Here is a 1,726-nt window from a genome sequence, read left to right on the forward strand (position 1 = left end):
TCTCGTGACTGCGTGCCTTTTGAAGAATGAGCCTGCGAGTTTGCGGTGTGTTGCGAGGTTAACCCGGGTGGGGAAGCCGTAGCGAAAGCGAGTCCGAATAGGGCGATTTTAGTAGCACGCTCAAGACCCGAAGCGGAGTGATCTAGCCATGGGCAGGTTGAAGCGGAGGTAAGACTTCGTGGAGGACCGAACCCACCAGGGTTGAAAACCTGGGGGATGACCTGTGGTTAGGGGTGAAAGGCCAATCAAACTCCGTGATAGCTGGTTCTCCCCGAAATGCATTTAGGTGCAGCGTCGTGTGTTTCTTGCCGGAGGTAGAGCACTGGATAGGCGATGGGCCCTACCGGGTTACTGACCTTAGCCAAACTCCGAATGCCGGTAAGTGAGAGCGCGGCAGTGAGACTGTGGGGGATAAGCTCCATGGTCGAGAGGGAAACAGCCCAGAGCATCGACTAAGGCCCCTAAGCGTACGCTAAGTGGGAAAGGATGTGGAGTCGCACAGACAACCAGGAGGTTGGCTTAGAAGCAGCCACCCTTGAAAGAGTGCGTAATAGCTCACTGGTCTAGTGATTCCGCGCCGACAATGTAGCGGGGCTCAAGCGTACCGCCGAAGTCGTGTCATTGCAGCATATAGCCCCAACGGGTGCTGTGATGGGTAGGGGAGCGTCGTCTGCCGGGTGAAGCGGCACTGGAAGGTAGTCGTGGACGGTTGACGAGTGAGAATGCAGGCATGAGTAGCGATACAAACGTGAGAAACGTTTGCGCCGATTGACTAAGGGTTCCTGGGTCAAGCTGATCTGCCCAGGGTAAGTCGGGACCTAAGGCGAGGCCGACAGGCGTAGTCGATGGATAACCGGTTGATATTCCGGTACCCGCTGTGAAGCGTCAAACATCGAGCATCGTGATGCTAAGGCCGTGAAGCCGTTCCGGACCCTTCGGGGAAAGGAAAGTGGTGGAGCCGCCGAACCAAGCGGTTAGTAGGTGAGTGATGGGGTGACGCAGGAAGGTAGTCCATCCCGGGCGGTGGTTGTCCCGGGGTAAGGGTGTAGGACGTCAGGTAGGTAAATCCGCCTGGCACATAGTCTGAGACCTGATGCCGAGCCGATTGTGGTGAAGTGGATGATCCTATGCTGTCGAGAAAAGCCTCTAGCGAGTTTCATGGCGGCCCGTACCCTAAACCGACTCAGGTGGTCAGGTAGAGAATACCGAGGCGTTCGGGTGAACTATGGTTAAGGAACTCGGCAAAATGCCCCCGTAACTTCGGGAGAAGGGGGGCCACATCCGGTGATGAGCTTCGCGCTCTGAGCTGGGGGTGGCCGCAGAGACCAGCGAGAAGCGACTGTTTACTAAAAACACAGGTCCGTGCGAAGCCGTAAGGCGATGTATACGGACTGACGCCTGCCCGGTGCTGGAACGTTAAGGGGACCGGTTAGCTCACCTTCGGGTGGGCGAAGCTGAGAACTTAAGCGCCAGTAAACGGCGGTGGTAACTATAACCATCCTAAGGTAGCGAAATTCCTTGTCGGGTAAGTTCCGACCTGCACGAATGGCGTAACGACTTCTCGACTGTCTCAACCATAGGCCCGGTGAAATTGCACTACGAGTAAAGATGCTCGTTTCGCGCAGCAGGACGGAAAGACCCCGGGACCTTTACTACAGTTTGATATTGGTGTTCGGTTCGGCTTGTGTAGGATAGCTGGGAGACTGTGAAGCAGGCACGCCAGTGT

General features: G+C 56.1%; 1 rRNA gene. It reads left to right on the forward strand.

Annotation, left to right across the window (positions count from 1 at the left end):
• Positions 1-1,726: ribosomal RNA gene (locus ABZ923_RS41245) — 23S ribosomal RNA — on the forward strand; the annotation flags it as partial.

Source organism: Streptomyces sp. NPDC046881 (genome assembly GCF_040645015.1).
Classification (GTDB): Bacteria; Actinomycetota; Actinomycetes; order Streptomycetales; family Streptomycetaceae; genus Streptomyces.